This is a genomic window from Brevundimonas diminuta (assembly GCF_050310045.1).
GTDB lineage: Bacteria > Pseudomonadota > Alphaproteobacteria > Caulobacterales > Caulobacteraceae > Brevundimonas > Brevundimonas diminuta_F.
The window spans coordinates 1347669-1370050 of the sequence record NZ_CP190005.1; the positions used below are offsets into that span (position 1 = coordinate 1347669).

The 22382-nt window shown below is 65.7% G+C and carries 18 protein-coding genes, 2 tRNA genes and 1 pseudogene; 14 read left to right on the plus strand and 7 right to left on the minus strand.

Translation table 11 applies throughout. The features are described from left to right. Positions 1-9: 9 nt before the first annotated feature. The 4 genes from ACORJG_RS06585 to ACORJG_RS06600 all read right to left on the minus strand — a co-directional run bounded on the left by ACORJG_RS06585 (position 10) and on the right by ACORJG_RS06600 (position 3084). Positions 10-867, minus strand: coding sequence for a thymidylate synthase (locus ACORJG_RS06585; RefSeq protein WP_427792565.1), 858 nt, complete (start codon positions 865-867; stop codon positions 10-12). Between the two features lie 120 nt (positions 868-987). Then, positions 988-2304 carry a hypothetical protein gene (locus tag ACORJG_RS06590; RefSeq protein WP_427792566.1) on the minus strand — a complete coding sequence of 439 codons (1317 nt, stop codon included), beginning with the start codon at positions 2302-2304 and terminating at the stop codon, positions 988-990. A 77-nt stretch (positions 2305-2381) separates the two neighbouring features. After that, positions 2382-2930, minus strand: a complete 549-nt coding sequence (locus tag ACORJG_RS06595) for a DUF924 family protein (RefSeq protein ID WP_427792568.1) — start codon at positions 2928-2930, stop codon at positions 2382-2384. 77 nt (positions 2931-3007) lie between these two features. After that, positions 3008-3084, minus strand: a tRNA-Pro gene (locus tag ACORJG_RS06600). 221 nt (positions 3085-3305) lie between these two features. Between ACORJG_RS06600 and ACORJG_RS06605 the strand changes: the two genes are divergently transcribed. Further along, positions 3306-3379: transfer RNA gene (locus ACORJG_RS06605), tRNA-Gln, on the plus strand. A gap of 178 nt (positions 3380-3557) precedes the next feature. Here ACORJG_RS06605 and ACORJG_RS06610 read toward each other — a convergent pair. Then, positions 3558-4565, minus strand: a pseudogene (locus tag ACORJG_RS06610) (tyrosine-type recombinase/integrase); the annotation flags it as partial. Between ACORJG_RS06610 and ACORJG_RS06615 the strand changes: the two are divergent. The 11 genes from ACORJG_RS06615 to ACORJG_RS06665 all read left to right on the plus strand — a co-directional run bounded on the left by ACORJG_RS06615 (position 4564) and on the right by ACORJG_RS06665 (position 17809). Continuing rightward, positions 4564-5121: a ParB/Srx family N-terminal domain-containing protein gene (locus ACORJG_RS06615; RefSeq protein WP_427792570.1), complete on the plus strand. Its 558-nt coding sequence runs from the start codon at positions 4564-4566 to the stop codon at positions 5119-5121. The pseudogene ACORJG_RS06610 and the gene ACORJG_RS06615 sit on opposite strands and share 2 nt — an antisense overlap. 75 nt (positions 5122-5196) lie before the next feature. Further along, entirely contained in the window at positions 5197-5568 is a 372-nt protein-coding gene (locus ACORJG_RS06620; protein ID WP_427792572.1) for a hypothetical protein, read from the plus strand. Positions 5569-6380: 812 nt separating this feature from the next. After that, a complete protein-coding gene (locus ACORJG_RS06625; RefSeq protein WP_143276088.1) occupies positions 6381-6806 on the plus strand; it encodes a hypothetical protein in 426 nt (141 codons plus the stop codon). Positions 6807-7390: 584 nt separating this feature from the next. Further along, positions 7391-7711 (plus strand): hypothetical protein, encoded by a 321-nt coding sequence (locus ACORJG_RS06630; RefSeq protein ID WP_143276087.1) that lies wholly within the window; start codon positions 7391-7393, stop codon positions 7709-7711. Positions 7712-7767: 56 nt separating this feature from the next. After that, positions 7768-9021 (plus strand): TolC family protein, encoded by a 1254-nt coding sequence (locus ACORJG_RS06635; protein ID WP_025977016.1) that lies wholly within the window; start codon positions 7768-7770, stop codon positions 9019-9021. Then, positions 9021-10223 (plus strand): efflux RND transporter periplasmic adaptor subunit, encoded by a 1203-nt coding sequence (locus tag ACORJG_RS06640; RefSeq protein WP_025977017.1) that lies wholly within the window; start codon positions 9021-9023, stop codon positions 10221-10223. Before ACORJG_RS06635 ends, ACORJG_RS06640 begins: the two co-directional genes overlap by 1 nt. 11 nt (positions 10224-10234) lie before the next feature. Then, on the plus strand, positions 10235-13456 hold the full coding sequence (locus ACORJG_RS06645; RefSeq protein ID WP_427792575.1) for an efflux RND transporter permease subunit: 3222 nt from the start codon (positions 10235-10237) through the stop codon (positions 13454-13456). 23 nt (positions 13457-13479) lie between these two features. Beyond that, the gene (locus tag ACORJG_RS06650; protein WP_234288684.1) at positions 13480-14055 is read left to right on the plus strand and encodes a cation transporter; all 576 of its coding nucleotides are present in this window, start codon (positions 13480-13482) and stop codon (positions 14053-14055) included. Then, positions 14052-14693 carry a methyltransferase family protein gene (locus ACORJG_RS06655; RefSeq protein ID WP_025977020.1) on the plus strand — a complete coding sequence of 214 codons (642 nt, stop codon included), beginning with the start codon at positions 14052-14054 and terminating at the stop codon, positions 14691-14693. The genes ACORJG_RS06650 and ACORJG_RS06655 overlap by 4 nt, the downstream gene beginning before the upstream one ends. A gap of 171 nt (positions 14694-14864) precedes the next feature. Further along, positions 14865-17366 carry a heavy metal translocating P-type ATPase gene (locus ACORJG_RS06660; RefSeq protein WP_025977021.1) on the plus strand — a complete coding sequence of 834 codons (2502 nt, stop codon included), beginning with the start codon at positions 14865-14867 and terminating at the stop codon, positions 17364-17366. 5 nt (positions 17367-17371) lie between these two features. Next, positions 17372-17809 carry a DUF305 domain-containing protein gene (locus ACORJG_RS06665; protein ID WP_427792577.1) on the plus strand — a complete coding sequence of 146 codons (438 nt, stop codon included), beginning with the start codon at positions 17372-17374 and terminating at the stop codon, positions 17807-17809. 425 nt (positions 17810-18234) lie between these two features. Here ACORJG_RS06665 and ACORJG_RS06670 read toward each other — a convergent pair whose 3' ends face one another. Beyond that, positions 18235-18669: a MerR family transcriptional regulator gene (locus tag ACORJG_RS06670; protein WP_025977023.1), complete on the minus strand. Its 435-nt coding sequence runs from the start codon at positions 18667-18669 to the stop codon at positions 18235-18237. A 237-nt stretch (positions 18670-18906) separates the two neighbouring features. Between ACORJG_RS06670 and ACORJG_RS06675 the strand changes: the two genes are divergently transcribed. Next, positions 18907-19557 (plus strand): cation transporter, encoded by a 651-nt coding sequence (locus tag ACORJG_RS06675; protein ID WP_025977024.1) that lies wholly within the window; start codon positions 18907-18909, stop codon positions 19555-19557. Positions 19558-19863: 306 nt separating this feature from the next. Here the strand turns inward: ACORJG_RS06675 and ACORJG_RS06680 are convergent, their stop codons facing one another. Then, positions 19864-21666: a metallophosphoesterase gene (locus ACORJG_RS06680; RefSeq protein ID WP_427792578.1), complete on the minus strand. Its 1803-nt coding sequence runs from the start codon at positions 21664-21666 to the stop codon at positions 19864-19866. A gap of 152 nt (positions 21667-21818) precedes the next feature. Here ACORJG_RS06680 and ACORJG_RS06685 point away from each other — a divergent pair, with 152 nt between their 5' ends. Beyond that, positions 21819-22349, plus strand: coding sequence for a phosphonate degradation HD-domain oxygenase (locus ACORJG_RS06685; RefSeq protein WP_427792580.1), 531 nt, complete (start codon positions 21819-21821; stop codon positions 22347-22349). Positions 22350-22382: the final 33 nt, after the last annotated feature.

Genomic DNA, 22382 nt, shown 5'->3' on the forward strand with positions numbered 1-22382 from the left:
CAGGTCGTCTCAGACGGCGACTTCCGCCTTGATGTGCGGCCAGGACTGATAGTCGTTCAGCACGAAGTCCGACAGTTCAAAGCCGAACAGGTCGTCCTTGTCCGCGACCGTCAGGATCGGCAGGGGCAGGGGGGCGCGCGTCAGTTGCAGCTGGGCCTGCTCCAGGTGGTTCAGATACAGGTGGGCGTCGCCGAAGGTGTGGACGAAATCGCCCGGCTCCAGCCCCACGACCTTGGCCAGCATATGCGTCAGCAGGGCGTAGGAGGCGATGTTGAACGGCACGCCCAGAAAGATGTCAGCCGAGCGCTGATACAGCTGACAGCTCAACTTTCCATCCGCCACGAAGAACTGGAACAGACAGTGGCAGGGCGGCAGGGCCATGTCGTCGACATCCGCCGGGTTCCAGGCGCTGACGATGTGGCGGCGGCTGTTGGGATTGGTCTTCAGACCATGCACCAGCCTTTGAATCTGATCGATGCTCTGGCCATTGGGCGCGGCCCATGAACGCCATTGCTTGCCGTAGACGGGCCCAAGGTCACCGTCTGCATCTGCCCATTCATCCCAGATACGGACGCCGTTTTCCTTCAGCCAGGCGATGTTGGTCTCGCCGCGCAGGAACCACAGCAGTTCGATGAAGATGGACCGCGTGTGCAGCTTCTTCGTCGTCAGCAGGGGGAAGCCCTTCGACAGATCGAACCGCATCTGACGGCCGAAGACGCCCAGCGTCCCGGTTCCGGTCCGATCCTCGCGCCGCACGCCGTTGTCCAGGATATCCCGCAGCAGGTTCAGATACTGCCACTCAGGATGGTCGGCGGGCGCGGCCGCCGTGCGGGCTTCGAGATCAGCAGGAGCGACGGCAGCGTTCATGAGGGACAGGATGCCTCTGATTCGTGATTCAGGGCAGGCGCCTGATTCGCTTGCTCACAGAAAAGAGAAACGCCCGGCGGTCGAACCGACGGGCGTTCCTTTTTCGTGGTTGTGTGGGGATCAGTAGGAAGGGGTCAGCCGCTCGTTCTGCACCCAGCCGATGTTGTCGTCGCCGTCCAGAACCTCGACCCAGTCGCCGCGTTCCTTGCCGGTCGGGAAAACGACGTCGCGTGCAGCCAGCGGGCGGATGGTCTCGCCCTCGGGGGCGGTGCGAAGAATGGTCGGCAGAGCCAGACTGCGGCTCGACATCGAGGGGCGCTCGGCGACGCGACGACGGCCGTCTTCTTCACGGCGGATTTCTTCACGGATGCGACGGCGCGCTGCTTCGCGCTCACGTTCTTCGCGTTCAATAAGGCGACGTTCTTCAGTCGCCTGACGGCGGACATCCGCCTCGCGCCCGGCGGTTTCTGAAGCGATGGCTTGGCGGTTGGCGCGCGTAACCTCGGGAACCTCAGCGCCCATTCCGCCCAGACCTGTCACCAGGTCGGCGTAACCGCGCACCATCGCCAGGGCGATGATCTTGCCTTCGTCCTGATTCTCGTAGCCGGCGCCGACGCGGCCGCCGAAATGGTTGTCACGGATACGCAAGCTGCGAAGATCATCCTTGTTGGCCACGGCGCGGGTGTTGCCCACCGTTTCCGCCAACGGCACGCTGGCCAGAGAGAAGACCACCTGGGCGTCTTCCTTGCCGCGCCCGATATCCTTCTTGAGGACGCGAATCCGTTCAACCGTATTGGCGTTCAGATCCGGCTGCGCCTGTTGAGCGCCCTGACCGTTCAATGCGCCTCCGGCCATGCTTACGGCGGCGTTCAGGGCCTGCATCTGCAACGGGCTGATGCCGGCTTCCCTCAGGCCTCCCAGAGCGCCAAGTCCGCCCAGGCCGCCGAAACCACCACCCATTTCTCCGCCGGTTGCGGCAGCAACGCCTGCCGTCAACAAGGCGCGTCCGCCGACAGCCGCCAGTGAGCCCAGCAGACCCGAGCCACGATCATTGTCCGTGGTGTCGATCGAGTTGGCCAGTTCGGCGACCAGGACAAAGTCAGCCGTTCGCACACGCGCAGCGCCGCCCAGACTGCGTTCGCGCTCCACCAGATCCATGCCGGGGCCGCGCTCGATCAGTGTGAAGCAGCCGGATTCGCGGATTACGGTCCGCATCAGCTCCGTGGGCGCCCCCATTCCCATCTGATTGAACAGGGCGCCCTGCGTTTCGGCGATCGCCACAGTGCCCAGATTTTGGCTGCAGCGAGGGATTTCATTGATGACAGGCACCGCCTCGCTCTTGCCCTTCCGGACGAAGCGGACCTGAGCTTCCGCCGGGGCGGCGGAGGCCGCGATCAACGCGGTCGTAACAGTCAGGGCGAGAGCAAGGCGATTCATGAGGTTGACGATCCGTTTACAAAGCGACCGCCCTTAGCTGTGCCGTAATTGCAGTGCAATTGCGAAACGCTGTTCTTTCAGCCGGAGAAGCCGCCAGATGCCAAGAATGCGCGTTCTTGTGGCGTTGTGTCGCGACCAAGGGCGGCGTTTCGATGTGGAAAGCGGCCAAATTGAGCGACGATATCGCGATGAATGACTGCGAACCTGTAGGTCTCAGCCTCTAATTCTTTGTCGAGTAACGTCAGAAGAAATTCCTGATCAGCCAACGATTCCGAATGCATCAACGGCATAAGGAGGAATGAGCGCAGACTTGGTTCGACTTGGCGGTCATGGCCCCTCTGAATAGCTTCTTTTGTAAATCTAAGCGCCAGTGGATCAGTCGCGAACATGTGCGCCGTATCGCGAAAAGCGTTCCGTGGCAGCTGGTCCAAAAGAATGATCAGAGCCAGCGCAGAATCAGCCTCATCCAGCCAGTGATCCAACTCACGCCGCGCCGCCGCATAATGGGTGTCGCAACAGTGATCGCTGAAGGCATGATCAAAAGCCCGGTCCTTGGCGAACCATTTTTCAGGACCAGCCTGAATCCAGAATTCCAGAACATCGGAGGGGGAGAGCAGCTGTGTCATGCGACCAGTCTAACAGCGGCGTGCAAAAGCACGATACAGACCCGCGCCGTAGCCATCACGTAATTATGTAAGGAAAATGGTCGGAGTGATAGGATTCGAACCTACGACCCCCGCGTCCCGAACGCGGTGCTCTACCAGACTGAGCCACACTCCGACATTTCCGCAAACAGAGCAATCCGTGGGCCGCCGTTTGCGTCGAGGAGGGGGTTTATAGCCATGCGGCCCGGCCCCCGCAAGCAGCTAAATGCGCTGTTGAGAAAAAGTCTCGAGGCCATGAAAAATCTTTCGTTTTCAGGTGTTGCATCGCCAGAAAGCTTGGCGTAGATCACCGCCCTCGCCGCGACGCATAGCGCTTCGGCGGGCTCACCGGACCGCTGGGGAATGGTGTAATGGTAACACTACGGTTTTTGGTACCGTCATTCTAGGTTCGAGTCCTAGTTCCCCAGCCACCGTCCCATAAGGGTTTGAGCGCATTGAGCGCCCCCTTCGGGGCTCAGGTTTTACAGCGGGTTTTACAGTTGGCCTTCTGTTCCGGCTTTCCTGGAGCCGCGCAATCATGCCCAGACCGATGGCTTCCCCGGTCACATAGCGACGCGCGATCTCCTTCACGCGCTTGAGCTCCCAGCCCAGAATCGTCGCCACATCATCGAGCGGCAGGCCCGCCAGGATGTAGGCGGTCGCAGCCGTTCCGCGCAGGTCGTGGAACCGCAGACCGTCGAGACCGGCCGTGGCGCCCGGACCGTCTCGCTTGCGCGCCGCCTCGTCCGCGTCGTCTCTCGCCCGCTGCACCCCGCTGTCGAGACCGCAGCCCGGCGGCGTCCAGGGTTGTCCCTCCGAGGTCGCCAGCACGGTCTGGCAGGAGCCACGCTCGAGCGAATCGAGCACTTCGCGAACGGCGTCGGTAATGGGCAGGACAACGCTCTTGCGGCCCCGGCTCTTGCCGGTCTGCCAAACGATCGCGTTCTCCTTCACCGAAGACCAGGGGAGGGCGATCAGATCGTTCTTCCGCAGCCCCGTGACCGCCGCGAGTCGGATCGCCGCCGCGATGGGTGGGTCAGCCTGGGCTAGAATGGTCTCCAGGTGATGCGGCTCCCAGATGATGTCGGCTCGGTTGACCTTGTAGATACGCGGGAAGTTGGCGACCGGGTTGATCGCGATCTCGCCACGGTTCGCGGCCCAGTTCAGAACGAGCGACAGGGCGCCGAGAAGTTCATCGGCGGTTTTCGGAGTGGTGGCGCGCTTGTCCCGCCAGGTCAGCAGGAAAGATCGCGCTTTCGGTGAGGTCAGGGCGGTAAGTGTCATGTCACCCAGCTCTTTGCGCACGATATCGAGGTGTTTTCGGCGGTCCGTCGAGGCCCCGGCCGGAGGCGGGGCCTTCCGACCAAATCCAGGGCTAAGGGCTCCGCCCTCGCGCGCGCCAGGGTCCGCGGCTGCGCCGCCGGACCGGCCGGTCTCCCCGGCCTTCCGCGCCGGCGAAGAGGGCGATGGCGCGCAGGGCTCGAAGCTTGTGCAGGCCGGGCGATCCCCCTCCGGCCGATCCGCCCTGGCCCTTGCTACCCCGGTCTCGCCGACGGGCAGGGTTTCAGGCGCGCAGTTCGCGTGCCTGCAACCCTTGCCCAAAGGAGGCAGAGACATGACTTCTCAATCCATCCCAACCGCCGCGACCCCGGTCGCGGTCCATGCACACGGCGCGGAGATCACCGTGCCGCTGAATACGCTCAAGGCTTCGCCCCGGAACGCGCGGAAGGTGAAGCATTCGGCGTCGGCCATTGAGGCGCTGGCCGCCTCCATCAAAGCCAAGGGGGTGTTGCAGCCGCCAGTAGTCGAAGTCGAGCGGGACGGGGAGGGCGCGGCGACCGGCGGCTTCCTCGTCACCATCGGAGAAGGGCGGCGGCAGGCCCTGCGGCTGCTGGTCAAGCGTAAGGCCATCAAACGCACCCATTTGAGCATACGAGCCAATGCGTGCGACGGCCTTGGGGAATGGATGTCGAATTACATTCATTTGGCTGTGCCTCGCGGCTGCCGCCGCGTATTGGTTAACTTGGAACCAGACCCGCTGCTGTTGCTGGCGTTGGCACTGGCAATCCACAATTTTCACCAACTAAGTTTGCGCACCAGCCTGTGGTCGCGGGATCTTCAGGAGCGCTGGCACAACTGCGCGATCGCGGCTGCGTTCAGCGGTTTCAACTAGGTCAGCGCGCAACGACTGGACGGCGACTCCCCAATGGGCGATTCTCTCCACGTCCGGAGAGAAGGTCCGCTAAGAATGGTTGCTGAACCCAACGATGCCAATCTCCCTGATCGCGATTGGGGCATACCGCGTTCTACGCTCTCTGTGCGCATTCCCAGTTGGGCGCACAAACGCATGAAGGCAGAAGCACGAGAAACCGGCGCTACAGCGGCTGACCTCTACGCCGCTGTGATCGAACGGTTCCTGGATGATGAGATACAGCATTGGAGCAAGGCGCTTCTCACGGGGCCGACGTCGTCGCCATCAACCACGCTTGCAATGTCGAAACCGCTCGTGTCGCGCATAAGGGCGATTGCTGACGAACGCGACGTCCTCATCAGCGCGCTCTTATATACCGCAGTGCTTCTCCATCTGGATGAAGCGCCCCGAGCAGTCGCTGCGGCTTGATCCACATATCGGTAGCGAGGGAGGCGAACTGTTGGAATACGCACGCGAAAAATGCACCCAACGCTGGGTTCGCAACATATTCAATCAGTCACATTTACGGGACGGACCGGCCATATCGAACTATCGCCTAAGATATATTATGCGAAGGCCGACCAAGTTCATTTCCGTTGCAACATGAGCTCAAGCCCAAGCTGCGCAGCCATTCAAAACAGCGCAGCAGCTTGGGCTTGGGCGGGCTCCATTCGACACGTATGCCCTTGATCATTCCCGTCTAATCCTGCTGAAGCTACGACAGCTACGGTTGGTTGTGTGTTTTGGCGTATGAGTTTGATCCCAGCATCCTTGCGCGGTCCAGTATGCACCGATGCGCTCGGGCTACCTCGGTATGCCGCAACGATATGGCTTGATTTTCTCAACGCACACCAGGCCATCGCGACGCGCGAAAAACATGCCTTTGCTATATCCCAACTCTATCATGATGCTGAACGCCTGAATCCGCCAGTCGACCTCGATCGAGCGCTTGTTGCTGCGGATCGCTGCCCCAGTACGTTGCGGACCTAGTCTCGATGCGCGCCGCAGTCGAGCTAGTCGCACCATCCCCAACATGGTTGGCCATCCCGATCGATGTGGCCGCCATACAATTCACGCCATCGCCCGAGCTAGCTGAACGGATCGAGGCGCTCAGCCAAATCACTGGCCAGCATCATGACGTCATAGTTAGTAACCTCGCCAGCGGAGGTCCTCCCATGCCGCCGCCCCAACTACCACTAGGCTATTTGCGTACGGATCCAGGGCGCGGACGGATATTCGGTATGTATTTCGAGATTGCAGGATTCCAGTACTCGCTGATGCGCCATTTGGGGGGCGATGCGTTTCGCAATAGCCAGGCGTTGGATGCTGCATTTCTGGCGTTGGCTTCGCAGGCCGCGAGCACGGGGAAATTCATGAACGAGTCGATCTCCGAGGCCGCACGGCAGTTTGCTACCAAAGTCGTCATGATCGCCAATAGGCGGAGCGTTTCCCCTAGGGATGTAACGATGGCGGGTCGAAGCAAGGCAACGACCGGGCGCCGGGCCTCAACGGCATCCGAGACTGAAGGGGTTTCAAAAGCCGATCAGAACAGCGTTCCTAGACGCGCCAGTTCGCAACCTGCACATCAACCACGCGGAGGTGATCCTTTTGCAGCTTTCAGCGAGTGGCATGAGGATATCGACACCGAAGCATATAAGAACCTGTAATGACGCCGGTTCACGACGTTCAGCTTCACATGGCCGCGCGAATGAACGCAGCCCTTGCCTCAGAAGGTCCAAGCGCCGCACTGCTGTGTTTTATCGAGGACTTAGAGGAGTTTGGGTTGCTGGGGGATGTAGCGAAAGCAGCAGGGTTGACGTCACAGAGAGTTATAGGACTCCTCTCCGGCAAGCGAAGTCCACCATTCGCTACAGTCGTTACTCTATGGAAAGCGGCTGGGCTTCGGATCACGTTCAAAGCTGCACCAACAAGAGAAGGTTGATACTTCCGTAAATAAGGTAGCGGACGCACTCGCCTGTCAGGGATTGGCGTCCTAGCATCGTTAATAACCGCTGCCAGAAATGATCTGCGGATGATCCGACCAGGGCTTAAGGCACAGCCAAGCCGTCTGGATTTGGATGTCAGCGCGGTTGAAGACTGGAACGGGCTGTGCTGGGGCCTTACCCAGCCTGAGGTTGTTCATGCGTAGGTATCGAACAAGATAAGTCGGCTCCAAAGCGAACCTTATAACAGATTGCCATGGTTGCCTGACACCGTTAGCTACGCCCTGATGTCTCGGTCGATAATCAGATTGGCGAGAATTTTTGCGGCGCTGACCTTGGTCATCGCCGTCTTCGCCGTGATTCCGGCGACCGATGCCGCAGCCTGCGCCCCCGAGATCCCCGCTCTCGAGCAGGTGCTCGATGCTCATCCCGGCGATACGCATGACGGCCAGGGCGCCGAACCTGGGGCCTGCGCACACGGCCATTGCCACCATACGGCCAGCGAGCGTCACGCCATCCCCGAAGTCGACGTGACGGCGCCGCATGCGCCTGCCCCGCGCTTGATCCCCGGCGACGACACGACCGTGTCCTTCGCCCCCAACGGCCTCAAGCGCCCTCCCAGAGCCTGATCAGAAGCCTGCGCCTTCGCGCGCCCTCCTTCTGAATCAATTCTGGAAGTCCAAACATGTCTCCGACAATTCGTCGTCGGCCGCGCCTCGCGGCCGGCTGCGCGCTGGTCGTGCTCGCCGCCCTTGCGGCCGGGCCGGCCTGGGCCGAGCCTGCGCCCGCCTATGCCGAACTCCTGGCCCGCCTGGACCAGACGCCGGCCGCATCCGAAGCGGTCGCCCTGGTCGACGCCGCCGAGGCCCGTGTTCGACAGGCCCGCGTTCGGCCCAATCCCAATCTTTCCCTCACCGCCGAGAATGTCGGCGGCTCGGGTCCCTACTCTGGTTTCGGCGCGGCTGATCTCAGCCTCTCCTTCAGCCAGGATCTCGAACTGTGGGGGCGCAGGCCGGCGCGAGTGAACGTCGCCCGGGCCGAAGCAGGATCAGCGGCTCTTCGTCGCGACCTGACCCTCATTGACGCTGGCGGCCGACTGGCCCTGACCTACGCCGAGGCCGAAGCCGCCCAGCGCCGGACCCAACTGGCCGAGGAAGGTCTTTCCCTGGCACTGGCGGACGCGCGCGCCGCCCTGGCCCTTGTCGAGGAAGGACGCGAGCCTCTCCTGCGCGGGGTCCAGGCCGAGAGCGAAGCCGCCGCCGCCCGGGCCCGCCTGGACGAAGCCCAGGCCGAACGCCAGGCCGCCCTAGCCCGACTGACTGCTGTCGCCATGCTGCCCGCTCCGGCCACCTCGATCGAGGCCAGCCTGCTCGACGCCGCAGTCAGCGTCCAACCGACTCCGGTCGACAGCGCCCCGACGGTCCGTGTCGCGGAGTCCGAGGCCACGGCCGCCGAGCGCCGCATCGAGGTCGAGCGCATCAACGGCCGACCAGACGTCACCGCCAGCGTCGGCGTGACCCGGTACGGCTTGGAGGACGAGACCGCCTTGACTGTCGGCCTCAGCCTACCCCTGCCCCTGTTTAATAGGAACCGCGGCAATATTGATGCGGCCCGAGCCGAGTTCCGCGCCGCCGAGGCCCGCGTCCTCCAGGCGCGGCAGGACGCCAATGCAGACCGGTCGGCCGCGACGGCCCGCCTCGCCTCCTCAGGCAGCCGTGTCTCGGCGGCCGACGCAGGGGTGAAGGCGGCCGAAGAAGCCTACCGCCTGTCGCGGCTCGGCGCAGACGCCGGACGCATCTCCCAGCTCGAACTGCGCGTCAGCCGCACCGCCCTGATCAACGCACGCTCCGCCGCCGTCGACGCTCGCCTCTCGCGCGTCCGCGCCGAAATCGATCTGGCGCGCCTGGAAGGCCGCGCCCCGTTCCAAGGAAACTCCTGATGCGCCTCAAGACATCCAACAAGACCCTGTTGATCGGCGGCGTCGCCGCCCTGGTCCTTCTGGGCGGCGGGGGGCTCTATATGACCCTGCAGAAGCCGACGGCGACGCAGGCGGAAAAAGCCGCTCCGCCGAAGGCCGCGGACCAGGCCGAGGGCGAAGCGGGCCACGCCGACGAAGGCGAGACCCCGGAAGGCGTGGTCGAGCTCAGCGCCGAACAGCTCAAGGCGGCCGGCATCTCCGTCGTGGCGGTGTCCCGCGGCGGCGGCGGCGAGACGCGCCTGTCCGGCCGGGTCGAGGCCATGACGGACGCGCGCGCCGCCGTCGGCGCCATGGTCGGCGGCACGGTCGAGCGCGTGCTGGTGGCGCCGGGCCAGGCGGTTCGCGCCGGCCAGCCCCTGGTCAGCCTCGTCAGCGGCGAAGGCGCCGCCCTGCGCGCCGATATCGACGCCGCCTCGGCGGCGGCGACGGCGGCCCGCCAGGCCTTCCAGCGCAACCGCAACCTGGCCGACCAGGGCGTTGTCGCCCGTCAGGAGGTCGAGGCCTCCCAGGCCCAGGCCGCCAGCGCTGAGGCCATGGCCCGCGCCGCGCGGGCGCGGGCGACGGCCGCCGGCTCGCCCAACGCCTCGGGCCGGATGAGCGTGGTCAGCCCCATCTCGGGCGTTGTCACCAACGTCCAGGTGGGCCCGGGCGGCTTCGTGGCCCAGGGCGGCGTGGTCGCCGAGGTGACCAATCCGGCCCGCGTCGAACTCGTCTTCAACGCCCCGCCGCAACTGGCGGCCCAGGTCCGTGTCGGCTCACACATGCGCGTCACCGGCCCACAGGGCGAGTTCGACGCCCTGGTGGTCGGGGTCGCGGCCGACGCCGGCTTGCAGGATAGCGGCGCGACCGTGATCCGCGCCCGTCCGGACGGCGGCGGCCTGCCGCCGGCGGGTTCGCCCGTCACCGGCGCCGTGGTCACCGGAAATCCTGCCGGCGACGCCCTGACCGTGCCGTCCGAAGCGGTGCAGACAGTCGACGGCGCCACCGTGGTCTTCGTCCAGAATGATCACGGCTTCCGCGCACAGCCCGTCCTCGCGGGCCGTCAGGCCGGGGGCTCCACCGAGATCCTGCGCGGCCTGACCGGAGCCGAACGCGTCGCCTCGACCAACGCCTTCCTGCTCAAGGCCGAACTGGCCAAGGGCGAAGCCGAGCACGGCCACTAGGGGGAGCGACAATGTTCAAAGCCATTATCGAGGCGTCCGTCCGCTTCCGCTGGTTCATCGTCCTCGCCACGACGCTGGTCGCGGCCTGGGGCCTGTTCCAGCTCACCAAGCTGCCGATCGACGCCGTGCCCGACATCACCAACCGCCAGGTGCAGATCAACACCGTGGCCCCGGCCCTGGCCCCTGAACAGATGGAGCGCCAGGTCACCTATCCGCTGGAAACGGCCATGGCCGGCATTCCCGGCCTGCAATCAACCCGCTCCCTGACCCGCAACGGTTTCAGCCAGGTGACGGTCATCTTCACCGACCAGACCGACATCTATTTCGCCCGTCAGCAGGTGGCCGAACGGATGGCCCAAGCCCGCGAAAACCTGCCCGAGGGCGTCGAGCCCGGTCTGGCCCCGATCACTACGGGTCTGGGCGAGGTCCTGATGTGGACGGTCGACTTCAAGCCTTTCGACGCCAAAAAGGCGCGGGTCGGCCAGCCCGGCTGGCAGCCCGACGGGGCCTATCTGACGCCCGACGGCGAGCGGCTGGCGACCCCCCAGGCGAGGGCGACCTATCTTCGCACCGTGCAGGACTGGATCATCGCGCCGCGCATGCGCACGGCCAAGGGCCTGGCGGGCGTGGACGTCAACGGCGGGTATGTGAAGGAATACGCTGTCCGTCCTGACCCCGCGCGCCTGGCCGGCTACGGCCTGGGCCTCAACGACCTGATCCAGGCCCTGGACCGTGCCAACAACCAGGCGGGGGCCGGCTATGTGCAACGGGCGGGCGAAGCCTTGACCGTCCGCACCGACGCCCTGGCCCAGACCATCGAAGATCTGGCCCAGGCCCCCGTGGTCAACCGCAACGGCCTGGTCGTCCGCGTCGCCGACGTGGCCGTGGTCGAGATCGGCCAGGCGCCGCGTCTGGGCGGGGCCAGCCGCGACGGCCATGAGGCGGTCATCGGCACGGCCCTGATGCTGGCGGGCGAAAACAGCCGCACCGTGGCCCAGTCGGCTGCGGACCGGCTCCAGGAGGTGGGCGCCAGCCTGCCGCCCGACATCGTGGCCGAACCCGTGCTGAACCGCAGCGCCCTGGTCAACTCCACCATCAAGACGGTGGCCAAGAACCTGACCGAAGGGGCGCTGCTGGTCATCGTCGTGCTGTTCCTGCTGCTGGGGAACATCCGCGCCGCGACGATCACGGCCCTGATGATCCCGATCAGCTTCCTGTTCGCGGTCATCGGCATGAACCGTTTTGGCATCAGCGGAAACCTGATGAGCCTCGGCGCCCTCGATTTCGGCCTGCTGGTCGACGGCGCCGTGGTGGTGGTCGAGAACACCCTGCTGCGTCTGGGCCAGAAACGCGCCGATCTGGGTCGCGCCCTGACCCGCCACGAACGTCTGGGCGTCGCCGCCAGCGCCGCGCGCCAGATGGTCAAGCCCGCCGCCTTCGGCCAGCTGATCATCCTGCTGGTCTTCACCCCCCTGCTGATGCTGGAAGGGGTCGAGGGCAAGACCTTCATCCCCATGGGCGCCACGGTCATGCTGGCCCTGGTCGGCGCCTTCATCTTCTCCTTCACCTTCGTCCCGGCCATGACGGCCCTGCTCGTGCGCGAACCCAAGACCGTCCATGTCGATGACAAGGGAGAAGCCCTGGAGCATGAAACCTTCCTGCTGCGCCACGCGCGCCGCTGGATCGAACCGGCCATCCGTGCGGCCGTCGATCGCCCCAAGGTGGTCCTCGCCGCCGCAGTCGGCGCCCTCGTGATCGGCGGCGTCGCCTTCACCACGCTCGGCCGGGAGTTCATCCCGACCCTGGACGAAGGCGACATCGCCATGCAGGCCCTGCGCGTGCCCTCGGCCTCGCTGGAGCAATCCCTAGCCATGCAGATGGCGCTGGAGCGTGTCATCAAGGCCCAACCCGAGGTCAAGACCATGTTCTCCCGAACGGGGACCGCGGAGGCGGCGGTCGACCCCATGCCGGCGAACATCTCCGACGCCGTCATCGTGCTGAAGAACCGCAAGGAATGGCCTGATCCGAAACTGCCGAAGGAGGAGTTGATCGCCCGCATCGAAAAGGCCGCCTCGACCCAGCTGGGCAACAGCTTCGAGTTCAGCCAGCCGATCGAGCTGCGCTTCAACGAGCTGATCTCGGGGGTCCGCACCGATCTGGCCGTCATGGTCTATGGCGACGACTTCGCCCAGCTCCAGGCGACGGCCGACCAAGTGGCCAACGCGCTGCGCGCCACACCGGGCGCGGCGGACGTTCGCGTGGAGCAGGCGTCAGGTCTGCCGACCCTGACGGTCAGCGTCGACCGCTTCGCGGCGGCCAACTACGGCCTGGCGGCTGCGGACGTGTCGGAAGCGGTCTCGGCCGCTGTCGGCGGCGCCGAGGCGGGGCAGATCTTCGAGGGCGACCGCCGTTTCGACGTCGTGGTCCGTCTGGACGACGCCCAGCGGAACGATCCCGCCGCCCTCGCCGCCCTGCCGGTCACGACCTCGACCGGCCTGACGGTGCCCCTGTCCTCGGTCGCCCGCATCCAGGTGGCCGAGGGTCAGAACCAGATCAGTCGCAACGACGGCAGCCGCCGCATGGTGGTCCAGGCCAATGTGCGCGGCCGCGATCTGGGCGGCTTCGTCGGGGACGCCCAAGACAGGGTCGGCGCCCAGGTCAAGCTTCCGACCGGCTATTCGCTCAAATGGGGCGGGCAGTTCGAGAACCTGAAGCGGGCCGAACAGCGGCTGGGCCTAGTCATCCCTGTGGTCTTCGTCCTGATCGGCATCCTGCTGTTTATGGCCCTGGGATCCTTCGCGGAGGCAGGGCTGGTGTTCGCCTGCGTGCCTCTGGCGCTGGTCGGCGGGGCGCTCGCCCTCCTGCTCAGGGGCATGCCCTTCTCGGTCTCGGCGGCGGTCGGCTTTATCGCCGTGTCGGGCGTCGCGACCCTGAACGGTCTGGTGCTGATGCAGGCCATTCGAGAGCGGCTTCAGACGGGACAGAACCCGCACGACGCCGCCCTCTTCGGCGCCTTCAGCCGCCTGCGCGCGGTCCTGACCACAGCCCTGGTGGCCATCGTCGGCTTCATTCCCATGGCGATCGCTTCGGGAGCCGGCGCTGACGTCCAGAAACCCTTGGCCACCGTGGTCATCGGCGGCCTTCTGACGGCCACGGCCCTGACGCTGCTGGTCCTGCCGACCTTCGCCGCCAAGGCGGTCCGTCATCGCAAGGCAGAAGGGATCGAGGACTGATGGGCGGATCCCAGGAACAGGAGATGCTTCAACGTCGCACGCTTCTCGTCGTGCTGGCGCTCAACGTCCTCCTGTTCGTGGGTCTCGGAGTCGGCGGCCTGTTCGCCGACTCCAGCGCCCTCCTCGCCAACGCGCTCGACAACGGCTCCGACGCCGCGGTCTATCTGATCAGCTTCCTGGCCGTCGGTCGGGCGATGATCTGGAAAACCCGCGCCGCCCGGTTGTCGGGGATCATGCTGCTGATCTTCGCCGCCGGCGTCCTGCTGGACGTCGGACGGCGCTGGATCGTCGGGACCGAACCGGTCGGCTGGACCATGATGGGCCTGGCCGTCATCGCGGCGGCCGTGAACCTGATCTGCCTCGCCTTGCTCAGGCGTCAAGACGGCGACGACGTCAACCTGCGGGCGGCGCGAACCTTCAGCTTCAATGACTTCGCCTCGAACGGGGGCATCCTCGTCGCCGGCGGACTGGTCATGGTCATGGATCAGGCCTGGCCGGATCTGGCGGTAGGCCTGATCGTCGCCGGCATCGCCTTCAAGGGCGGAATGGACATCCTCCGCGACGCACGCAGCGTCGCAGTTGAAGGAGCAATCTCGTGAATCTTCCCGAACAACACGGGCGTGACGGCACCGCCGTCCCGATCGACATCCAGGGCGTCCAGAAATGGCGCAAGCTCTTCATCCTGGCGGGCCTTTTCGCTCTCCTGGCATGGACGCCCCTGGTCAGGGCCCGCCCCGAATTTGAACACCCCGTCGAACACCTCGGCCTTATCGCCATCATGATCTGCATCTTTGGCCGCGCCTGGTGCTCCCTCTACATCGGCGGTCGCAAGAAACAGGAGATCGTCTCGAACGGCCCCTATTCCCTCTGTCGCAATCCGCTCTACGTCTTCAGCTTCATCGGCGCCTTCGGCGTCGGCGCCATGTCGGGCAGCCTGACCATCGGCCTTGTGTTCGCCCTGGCCTGCTGGGGGGTCTTCCGGGCGGTCGTCGAAAGGGAGGAGCGCTTCCTCGCCGGCGCCTTTGGCGCGACCTATGAACGGTACCGCCTCCGGACGCCGCGTTTCCTTCCGGATCTCCGTCTGTGGCGCGATGAGGCGGAACTCACCGTCCGACCCGCCTTCTTCCTTCGCACCCTGAGAGACGGCCTCGTCTTTCTTCTCGCCCTGCCCCTGTTCGAATTGCTGGAAGGCCTGCAACAGTTCGGCTGGTTCAGCGTCATCTTCCAACTGCCCTGAGACGGAGCATGGAACGCCAGCGTCTTGTGACCTCTCTCGCGGCGCTTCTTGCGGCCCTCGCCTTCCTTGCGGGCGCCGCCGTTCGCCTCGCTTCGCACGAGCGCGACGTCCAGGCCGAGTCACGCGCCCCCTAGCCTTCAGCCCCCTCTTCCGCATCCGAGGAGTTCAAGCATGCCTAGCACCGTCAGACTCGACATACCGGTCCTTCTCCCCGAAGCGCCCGACGCCTTGGACGCCTGCGTCGAGCGCCTCGTCAAACGCCTGACCGGCGCGCCCGGCCTGTCCCAGATCCACGTCGCGGAATCCCCGACCGGGCCCCAGCTCTGCCTGCACTACGACGCCAAACTCCTGTCGCCGGACGAGGTGCGCCGCAAGGCGCTCCAGGCCGGGGTCGAGATCAGCCGTCGCTTCGGCCACCTGGTCGGCTGGACCCAAGGCGTGCGCCATGCGCGGCACGCCCGTTCGCTCGAGGCCGACCTCAAGGCGGAGCCCGGCCTCCTTGAGGTCGGCCTCGACGCCGCCGGCGCGGTCCGCGTCGAGTTCGACCAGAACCGGATCACCCGCGACCAGCTGATCAAGACGCTCGCCGGCCACGGCCTGACCTTCTCCCCCCAGCCCTTCCCGGCCAGGGCTGAACACGCCGCAGACGACCACGCCGGCCACGACCACGATCCCGGGAAGGAGGATCACGCCGACCATGATCACGCCCACGGAGGGATTTTCGGCGCCAACACCGAACTGATCTTCGCCCTTGCCGCCGGCGGCACCCTGGGCCTCGGCTTCGCCCTGGAAAAACTGGCGTCGGGCCTGCCGGGCTGGATCCCGCTCGCGCTCTTCCTCAGCGCTTACGGCCTGGGCGGCTTCTTCACCGTGCGCGAAGCGATCGACAACCTCAGGCGCAAGCGCTTCGAGATCGACACCCTGATGCTGGTGGCGGCGGCGGGGGCGGCGGCGCTCGGCGCCTGGGCGGAAGGCGCCCTGCTCCTCTTTCTCTTCAGCCTCGGCCACGCCCTGGAGCACTACGCCATGGGCCGGGCCAAGCGCGCCATCGAGGCCTTGGCGGAACTCGCCCCGCGCACCGCCAGGGTGCGGCGTGACGGCGAGGTGATCGAGATACCGGTCGAGGCGCTTGAAGTCGGCGAGGTGGTGGTGGTCAGGCCCAATGAACGCCTGCCCGCCGACGGCTTCGTCATCAAGGGGGCCACCAGCATCAATCAGGCCCCCGTCACTGGGGAGAGCATGCCGGTCGACAAGCAGCCGGTCGATGATCTCGCCGAGGCCCGGGCCCGCCCCGCCTCCATCCTCGCCGCATCCGCCGTTTTCGCCGGGACGATCAACGGCGCCGGCGCCATCGAGATCGAGACCACCCGCAAGTCCAGCGACACCACCTTGGCCAAGGTCGTGCGCATGGTCAGCGAGGCGGAGACCCAGAAGTCGCCCACACAAAGGTTCACCGACCGGTTCGAGCGCGTCTTCGTCCCTCTCGTCCTGGGCCTGGCCTTCATCCTGCTCTTCGCCTGGGTGGTGGTCGACGAACCCTTCCGCGACAGCTTCTACCGCGCCATGGCGGTCCTGGTGGCCGCCAGCCCCTGCGCCCTGGCTATCGCCACGCCGAGCGCCGTCCTGTCGGGCGTCGCCCGCGCCGCTCGCGCCGGCGTCCTGATCAAGGGCGGCGCGCCGCTTGAGAGCCTCGGCGCCGTCGACGCTATCGCCTTCGACAAGACCGGTACCCTGACGGAAGGCCGCCCGCGGATCACCGACGTCATCCCCGTCGACGGCGCCGACGAACGCGCCCTGCTGACGGTGGCGGTCGCCGTGGAACGGCTCAGCGATCACCCCTTGGCTGAAGCCATCGCCCGGGACGGCGCGGCGCGTCTCGACGGCGCCGCCGTCCCTGCCGCTTCAAGCCTGCAGAGCCTGACCGGCAAGGGCGTCGCCGCCGAGCTCGAGGGCGTCACGGTCCAGATCGGCAAGCCCGAGATGTTCGGATCGGACGGCGTGCCGGTTCTGAGCGTCCAGGCGACCGAGGCGGTCGATCGCCTCCGCGCCCAGGGCCGCACCCTGATGGTGGTGCGCCAGGGCGAACGCGATCTCGGCGTGATCGGCCTGCTGGACACGCCGCGTGCGGCCGCGCGCGACGCCCTGACAAGACTGAGAGCCCTGGGCGTCCGGCGCATGATCATGATCTCGGGCGACCACCAGAAGGCGGCCGAAGCCATCGCCGGCCAGGTCGGCCTGACGGAGGCCTGGGGCGACCTCATGCCGGACGACAAGGTCGAGGCGATCAAGCGCCTCCGCGCCGAGACCAAGGTCGCCATGGTCGGCGACGGGGTCAACGACGCCCCCGCCATGGCCACGGCCACGGTCGGCGTGGCCATGGGCGCGGCGGGCTCCGACGTCGCTCTGGAAACCGCCGACGTGGCCCTCATGGCCGATGATCTGTCCAATCTTCCCTTCACGGTCGGCCTGAGCCGTCGCACCCGAACCGTCATCCGCCAGAACCTGTTCGTCAGCCTCGGCGTGGTCGCCTTCCTCGTGCCAGCCACCATCCTCGGTCTCGGCATCGGCCCGGCCGTCGCCCTGCACGAAGGCTCCACCCTCTTAGTGGTGTTCAACGCCCTGCGCCTGCTCGCCTACCGCGATCGCCAGGCGCCCGCATCCTATCCGGGATAAAGCCCATGAAACGCCTTAGCTGGCTCACCCTCATCGCAGCCTTCCTGGCGGCTGCAGCCTTTCTGTACGGCATGATGTCGCGTCAATCCCCGCCCGATCGTCCGGCGGCTGCGGCCGTCCAGCCGATCGACGAGCACGCCGGCCATGCCGACGCCCTGGGAGACGCGGCCTCGACCCGCTCTTTCAAGGAGGCCAATGAACGTCTTCACCAGGCCACTGACATTCGCTGGACCGGCGACGCCGACGTCGACTTCATGCGCGCCATGATCGCTCATCATGAGGGCGAGATCGCCCTGGCCCGGATCCAGTTGCAGCACGGCTCCGACAAGGACGCTCGTGGGCTGGCCCAGGACCTCATCCGGGCGCGCGACACGGAAATCCTTCGAATGCGCCTCTGGCTGGCGCGACGCGAAACTCAGCCTGCGCCGGAGAGCGGCGCCTGACATGGCGCGCACCGTTCGATGGAAGGAAGGCCGGCCCGGCAAGCGTCGCGGCAGACGCCCTCCGCCGCCCCGGCCGAACCCGCTTCTTGACGGGCTCGCTGTCCTGACGGCGAGCTTGGTGAGCGCCGGCGCTGTTCTCACCTTCGCCATCTTCTGCTTCAGCACGCTCGGATGGCCGGTGCACGTGGTATAGGCGTCGGCCTTCCCCTCCTTGCCCTGGCCGGTCTGCGGCTCGCTCCACGCGCCCGTCCGGGCCTAGCCCTGACCCTTCTGTTCAGCCTGCTCTGGCTTGGAGGCTCCGGCTTTCTCTACGCCGTGCGCGACGACCTGAATCCTTTACGCCACTATCACGGCCCGCCCGGCGCGGCTCACGGCGACGCCGGCGCTTCGCGCCCAAGCGAGGCCTCCGGTCCCTCAGGTCATGCTCAAGGCGCCGAGACGGCGTCCTCTGGCTGAGGCGTCTCACGTAGGGCGTCCAGCACCCGACAGTCCTCGACGGTCGTCCGGCCGCAGCGATCCAGGACAGAGACGAGGGTGTCCTCCAGCCGACGCAGGTCCATGATCTTGGCGCGCACCTCTGCAAGATGCTCCATGGCGACGGCGTCGGCCGCCCCGCAAGGGGCAGAGGTGGGCCCTCCTGACAGGCTCAACAGGCTTCGGACAGCATCCAGGGAGAAGCCGAGATCTCGCGCGCGCCGCACAAAGGCGAGCCGGTCCAGATGGTCCTGGCCATAGATGCGATGACCGCCTTCGCCACGACGGGGTGCCTCGAGGACGCCGATCCGCTCATAATAACGGATGGTGACCACCTTGCACCCCGTGCGCCGCCCCAGATCGCCAATGGAGAAATTCTCGGCCATGCCCTTGAACCTATACCCGCTATAGGTCGCATATCGGTCGGCGAACCCTATTCGCAACCCTGGTTCCTCATGTCCGACTGCTGCCCATCCTCCGCAAAGCCCTCTTCCGATGCGCCGGAGAAGGCCGTCTGCTCGAGCCGGCCACCCTCTCCCGCCCCCACAGACGCCCAGTACTGTTGTTCTGGACCGACCGCCTGCGGCTCGACCAACGAGACTGAACCGGCACCGACTGCCCATTTGGCGGGTGACGACTGCTGTTCGGCCAAAGGGGACGAGATCGCCGCCCTCGGCGCCCATGCCGACGTGCGTCGTGTCCTGATCCTGGTTCTGGCGATCAACGTGGTCATGTTCTTCGCCGAATTCGGCGCCGGCCTCGTCGCGCAGTCCACCGCCCTGATGGCTGATTCGATCGACATGCTCGGCGACGCCTTGGTCTACGGCCTGAGCCTCTACGCCCTGAACCGGAGTCTGCGGTGGCGCGCTGGCGCCGCCTTGGTCAAGGCGGGCGTCATCGCCGCCTTCGGCGTCTGGGTCTTCGTGGAGGTCGTCCGCAAGGTGGCGGGCGACGTCACTCCGACCGCTGAAACTATGGGCCTGTTCGGGGTGATCGCCCTCGTCGCCAATCTCGTCTGCCTGGCGCTGCTCTATCGCCACCGGAATCGGGACGTGAACCTGTCCAGCACCTTCGAGTGTTCGCGCAACGACGTGATCGCCAATACCGGCGTCATCGTCGCCGCCGGAGGCGTGCATCTGTTCAGCGCCGGCTGGCCTGACATCCTGGTCGGCGGCGTGATCGCCCTCCTCTTCTTCCGGTCGGCGATCAAGGTGCTTCTGCAGGCGTGGCCCCAGTTCCGGGCCGCCCGTCCTCAAGCCATCTCCTTAGACTGAACATATCAACGTTCGCTGCGAGCAGCCCTGAAGGGACTGGCGGCGAAGTTTGTACACTGGACCATGCGTCAGGAGAGATTTTTTGCCGGATCGTCCTGACCGGGCCTCATCGGCAGGTGCCCTGCCAGAGCTCCCAGTGTCGATGGCTGGCTGATTGATGCCGACGGTGGGCCACGGGGCGAGCCAGCTAAGCGCCATGAGCGGTCATTAACGCCAGCGCGTGAAGCGGACATGGGCGTGGCTTACCACGCAGCCGTTCGCAGTGCGCCAGCCTGACCGTTATTCGCAGCAGGAAGGTCGGTCGCTTCATCTTTTCGTCAGCGCGAAGCGATCGCGGGAACGGCCTTCGATATCGATCATCTCGACCTCGATCCGGTCTCCGGCCCCTCGCAACATGACGTAGTGGTGTGTCCGGGCCGTCTTGGCGCTGAAGGTCGGCTTGTTCGGCGCGAAGTCTTCCAGATTGCCGCCCATGCCGCCGACCTGAACATAGGTGACGCCGTTTTCGAGATCGACCGCGCCCTGCGTCATCGGCCAGGTGCGCTCATAGGCGTGCAGGTGGCCGTAGATGACCAGATCCACGCCGTGGCGTTCGAAGATCGAGGTGAATTCGCGCTGCATCGTCTCGCTGCCGTAAGTTGTGCGGGCGGCCCAGCTGTCGCCGTGATCGTCTTCATCGCTGGTGAAGACGTCATGGTGGTGCATGGCGATCTTCCAGCGGGCGGTGGAGCGAGCCAGAGCCTGCTCCAGCCAGGCGGCCTGTCGCGCGCGGAAGCCGGGCTTCCGCTCCTCGCTATCCTCCAGATTGCTGTCGAGGATGAAGAACTCGACATCCCCGTAGCGGTGGCTGAAATAGGCTTCGTCGCCTGGCTGACGATGGTAGCGGCGGAACCAGTGCTGGTCGCCCTCGCCGTTCCCGGGGGCGGTGATGACCGGCACGCGCCCAAACAGGCCGCCCATGCCCAGGAAGTATTCGTGGGTCCATTGATATCGGCGATCAATATCGCCGCCGTCGGTCAGATCGCCGGCCAGCAACAGCAGATTCGGCCGCTCTTCCCAGATAAGCTGGCTCATGCGGTTGTTGATATGGGGGCGCGCCTCGGTGTCGGCCGAGACGGCGATGACGAAGGGCGCGCCGGGCAGTGGCGCCGAGCGGAACGACAACAGGCCCGAATCCAGCGCCCGCCCGTCCTCAGTCGAGGCCGTGACGCGGTAGAAATAGGGCGTGTCGGCCTTCAAACCGTCCAGCGTCGCGCCGCCCAGACGGTCCTCTTCGGCGGCGAGAACCTCGATGCGACGCATCTGAGCCTCCGTTTCGCCCCAGGCGACGGTGAAGCGGGCTGGACGATCCGTCTCCCACGACAGCTGGACGTCCTCTGTCGTCGGGGCGTTCAGATAAGGCGGCTGGGTGAAGTGGAAGGTCTCGGCGTTCAGGCGGCCCTGGTCGACCAGCGCGGCGCGGGCGGCGAAGGCGGCTTCGACCTCTGCCGCGCTGAGAGCGCGGTTATGCACCGCTGCGCCGCGCACAAGGTCCGGCAGGGACATATAGGGCTCGGCCTCTAGGTAAGCCGTCAGCGCCAGTGAGCTCTCCGAGACGCCGGTCATGCGCGCTGAGGTCGATCCAGCGAGGACGCCGTTGACGTAAAGGCGCCAAGCGTCGCCCTGACGCACCCCCACGACGTGTCGCCAGACGTCTTTGTAGTCGGGAGCGTCGACCATGGCCGCGCCCGCCGGGCCGAACGAGGCCTGGCCGTCGCGGTAGGACAGCAGCCAGGGCGTCGCGCCGTTCGCGCCGTCCGGCGTCAGTACAGCGGCGACCGGGTGATTCACATGGTCCAGAATCCACATCTCGACGGTGAAATCGCGTCTGGAATCAAAAGCCGTTTCCAGGGTCCGGCGCTCCGTCGGCGCCATGTCGTTGAACCGCATGGAACTCGCGGACGGGGTCAGCTTCGCCACCGGCGACGGCGTGTCCGTACGCTGCGGTCCTGCACCGCGCGGCAATTCATAGCGCGGCGTGAAATCCCAGGCCTGGCCCTGCATCGCCTGAACGCCAGTCGGGATCAGGCAAGCCGAAGCTAGCAGGGCGGCGATGAGCGTGCGGTTCATGACAGTCTGTCCGTGATCTTGCTGAAGACGATTTTGTGGTCTAGACCAATAAGGGTTCGCCATGACTGTTTAATGACTGGGCGGGCGCAGAAACACTCCACAACAACTGATCAGCCGTTTGCGACCTCTGGTCGACGGCGAGGGCTACGCCTGTGAAGCAGATTACCGACCTCTTCGACCGCCATGGCGAGAGCCGCTACGGCGAGCACGTCAATCAGCGCGAGCATATGCTGCAATGCGCCAAGCTGGCGGAAGACGCCGAAGACACCCCGGCCATGATCGCGGCGGCCCTGCTGCATGACGTGGGACAATTCCTTGAAGGCGCGGGCGATGCGGCTGAGGATCACGGCTACGACGCAGCTCATGAGAAGCTGGGTGAAGCCTTTCTATCTCAATGGTTTCCTGAAGAAGTGACAGCCCCGATCGCCTTGCACGTCGCCGCCAAACGCTATCTGTGCGCCGTTGAGCCAGGCTATCTTGAAGCCCTGAGCGGCGCATCGGCGCTGAGCCTGAGCCTTCAGGGCGGACCGTTCAACAAGGCGGAATGCGCGGCCTTTGAGGCGCACCCTTTTTTCAAGGAGGCCCTTCGCCTGCGCCGCTATGACGACCTAGGCAAGCAGCCCGGCGTTATTACGCCTGATGTCTCGCATTATATCGACATCATCCGGCCGACATTGAAATAGTAACACGCATACATCCGAAGCCGGACAACAATA